This is a genomic window from Bacillus sp. JJ634, from assembly GCF_036962285.1.
GTDB lineage: Bacteria > Bacillota > Bacilli > Bacillales > DSM-1321 > Peribacillus > Peribacillus asahii_A.
In genome coordinates, this window is sequence record NZ_JBALMU010000121.1 from 28,088 (window position 1) to 31,826 (window position 3,739).

Consider the following 3,739-nt stretch of genomic DNA (forward strand, 5'->3'; position numbering starts at 1 on the left):
CCCTGCCGTTCTTATTATCAATAGGTTGAAAACGCTTACTTAATTCTTTACTTTTGTGTGAAAGTGGCCGGCATTACAACAGCAATCACTTCTCCACGTGCACAAAGTGTATCATTTGCAAATACTTCCGTTTCCACTTTCCATTTCTTCGGATGAATCTCTGTCACTTTCCCAACCGCTCTTAACGGAACATGTTGTGGAGTTGGTTTCACAAATTCTACATTTAATGCAGCTGTTACAAATCGTGGTGGCGGTACGATTCCATCTCCTAGTTCATGTCCATTTTTACGATGCAAGGCTAATGAAGCTGAACCTGTTCCATGACAATCAATGAAAGAAGCAATCAAACCTCCATAAACAAATCCCGGAATTGCTGTATGTTCCGACTTTGGTATGTAAATAGTCAGCGTATTTTCCCCTTCCCAGCCAGTTCGAAAATGATGACCCTCTTTATTTAATCTCCCACACCCATAACACCAAGCAAAATCATCTGGATATTCATCTTGAATAGCCTTTACTAATGTTTCCTCCATAATCTCTCCCCCTTTTAGACTATAGTATAACATATTAAATTCTATATTCTTACATAATAACCATTTATTTTACAAGAAGGACAAAACTTTANNNTAAAGTTTTGTCCTTCTTTTGAATACCTTACGAGTCTACTACTTCATCATTTTTTGAACTAACTCTCGATTTCGCTTTTTAAAAACTTCATTATGCGAAGAGACCATTCCAGCATGACTAGCATCAGGTTGAATGAATTGCTTTGCTCTATTTACAGCATTCGCAGCATCTTGAAAAGCACCCGCTATTAGATGGACTTTTCCATCATGCTTTAAAATGTCCCCTGCCGCATACAATCCTTCCACTGAAGATTCGCTAGATGCATTCCCTTCAATATAGTAATCATCCACTAGTTTAATATCCAGTTTACTGTTTTCAAGTAACGCTTTATCCCGTTCATATCCATGATTAATGATGACCTCATCAATTGACAAATACGTAACCTCTTCTGTTTCATGATTCGTTAATTGCACCCGTTCAATTGTCTCATGACTAGAATCAGCGATTAGTTTTGTAATAGACGTATTCAAAAAACAAACAGCCGAACTAGTCATTAATTGTTTGACTTGCGCCTCATGTCCTGATAAAGCATCCTTTCGATACGTCAAATACACCTTCTTCGCAATAGGCTCTAATTCATTGGCCCAATCGATTGCCGAGTTTCCACCGCCTGAAATAATGACTGTCTTATCCTTGAAGCGCTTTAAAGACTTTACTGTGTAATTTAAATTAGATACTTCAAACCTCTCAGCACCTTCTATTTCTAGCCTTTGTGGATTTAAAATTCCTCCCCCAACAGCCACAATAACCGTTTTCGAAAAGTGCTTTCTTCCAGATGCAGCATGTAAAATAAAAATCCCTTCTTCATTACGTGTAATAGATTCTACTTTCTCATTTAACACGACTTCCGGGTGAAACGTTAGTCCTTGCTCTACAAGTTGCTCTATTAATTTTGCTCCAGGAACAGGAGTAATTCCTCCAACATCCCAAATCATTTTCTCTGGATATACATGAATTTTCCCACCTAGTTGTGGTTGGTATTCTATAAGCTTTGTTTTCATTTCTCGAAGTCCGCTATAAAAAGTGGAGTAAAGACCTGCTGGTCCTCCCCCAATGACCGTCACATCAAATAATTCGAATTGTTCCATTTCCGTTCACTCCTTGGTAACCAAACATAAAATGATTATCATTCTCATTTAAATATACCCCTTTTCCCTTGTTTTTACAACCAGAAAATTATTGACCAAAAACCAAATCGCACTTGCCGATATAATTGGACGGAATGTAGTCGAACCTGACGGAATTCCAGCAGGCATTATCGTTGCCTTAATTGGTGCCCCTTATTTTATGTATTTGTTATTAAAAAATAAACGAAGCAGAGACNNGTCTCTGCTTCGTTTATTACACCATTAGCTTACACAAATCATTTGTAAATTCTAACGGATCTTGAATTGGTAAACCTTCTATTAACAGTGCTTGATTATATAAGAGATTTGTATATAATCGAACCTTTTCTTTATCATCCTGTTCGAAGGCTGATTTGAGCGACTGCCAAATCCCATGGTTTACGTTAATTTCTAAAATTTTATCTGCTTTAACCTGTTGGTTATTCGGCATCATATTCAGTACTTTTTCCATTTCAATCGACAATTCGCCATTAGCTGATAAACAGACTGGATGAGTTTTTAATCGTTTAGATACTTTCACATCTGTTACTTTTTCCGATAATACCTCTTTCATCAAGTCAAAGAGCTCTTTATTTGCCTTCTCCTCTGCTTCATGCTTATTATCGCTTTCTTCTTCAATTCCTAAATCACCGCTGGATACGGATTTAAACTCTTTCTCTTTATAGTTCAGCAACATTTTAATCGCAAATTCATCCACATCATCTGTAAAGTATAAAATTTCATATCCTTTATCAGCAACTAGCTCAGTTTGCGGCATTTTTTCAATTCGTTCGTTTGTTTCACCTGTTGCATAATAAATATACTTTTGATCCTCAGGCATTCTTGATACGTATTCATCTAGCGTTATTAATTTCTTCTCTTTTGATGAGTAGAACATCAATAAATCTTGTAAAACATCTTTTTCTTGTCCAAAATTATTATACACACCAAATTTCAATTGTCTGCCAAATGATTGATAAAATGCTTCATACTTTTCACGGTCATGTTTTAATAAACTTTCTAGTTCCTTCTTAATTTTCGTTTTAATATTTTTAGCGATGAACTTTAATTGTTTATCTTGCTGTAAAATTTCCCGGGATATATTAAGCGATAAGTCTTCTGAATCAACCATCCCTTTTACAAAGCTAAAATAGTCTGGAAGTAAATCCGGACATTTCTCCATAATTAACACACCGTTAGAATATAGTTCTAATCCCTTTTCAAACTCTTTTGAATAATAATCAAAAGGAATGTTTTCAGGGATAAATAAAATCGCATTATATCTTACCGTACCATCAACTTTTACATGGATATGCTTAATTGGTTTATCAAAGCCGTACCGTTTTTCTTGATAAAAGTTTTCGTAATCCTCAGCAGTCAGTTCATTTTTATTCTTTCGCCAAATAGGAACCATACTATTAATTGTTTGTTCTTCTTGATATTCCTCGTATTCATCTTCGCTGCCTTCTTTTAATCTTCGGCTAGTAACATCCATTTTAATTGGGTAGCGGATAAAATCAGAGTATTTCTTAATAATTCCCTTTAGACGATACTCTTCTAAATACTCCTCATACTTCTCATCTTCGGTATTCTCTTTAATGGTTAAAATAATCTCTGTGCCGACTGTTTCTTTCTCGCACGGCTCAATTTTATAGCCATCAGCCCCTTCGGACTCCCACTTATATGCTTCATCGCTGCCTAAAGCTTTACTGATGACCGTTACAACATCTGCAACCATAAAAGCGGAATAAAATCCTACACCAAATTGACCGATAATATCGTGGCCATCTTTTAATTCATTTTCACTTTTAAAAGCTAGAGATCCACTCTTTGCAATGGTTCCAAGATGCTGCTCAAGTTCTTCTTTGGTCATCCCAATTCCAGTATCGGTAATTGTCAATGTCCGGCCTTCTTTATCCGCTGAGACCTTTATGTAGTAACTATCTTTATCAAACGTTAATGCATCATCTGTTAATGCTTTATAATAAATTTTATCGATTGCATCA

General features: G+C 35.8%; 3 protein-coding genes and 1 pseudogene. 1 reads left to right on the forward strand and 3 read right to left on the reverse strand.

From position 1 onward, the window contains the following. Positions 1-47 precede the first annotated feature (47 nt). Positions 48-533, reverse strand: a complete 486-nt coding sequence (locus V7068_RS17260) for a PaaI family thioesterase (protein ID WP_499713812.1) — start codon at positions 531-533, stop codon at positions 48-50. A 132-nt stretch (positions 534-665) separates the two neighbouring features. Next, positions 666-1,715 (reverse strand): NAD(P)/FAD-dependent oxidoreductase, encoded by a 1,050-nt coding sequence (locus V7068_RS17265; RefSeq protein ID WP_499713813.1) that lies wholly within the window; start codon positions 1,713-1,715, stop codon positions 666-668. Positions 1,716-1,821: 106 nt separating this feature from the next. Here V7068_RS17265 and V7068_RS17270 point away from each other — a divergent pair. Then, positions 1,822-1,980, forward strand: a pseudogene (locus V7068_RS17270) (iron chelate uptake ABC transporter family permease subunit); the annotation flags it as partial. Here the strand turns inward: V7068_RS17270 and htpG are convergent. After that, positions 1,969-3,739: molecular chaperone HtpG (gene htpG / locus V7068_RS17275; RefSeq protein WP_499713814.1), on the reverse strand; the 1,771-nt coding region annotated here is incomplete at its 5' end. The pseudogene V7068_RS17270 and the gene htpG overlap by 12 nt on opposite strands.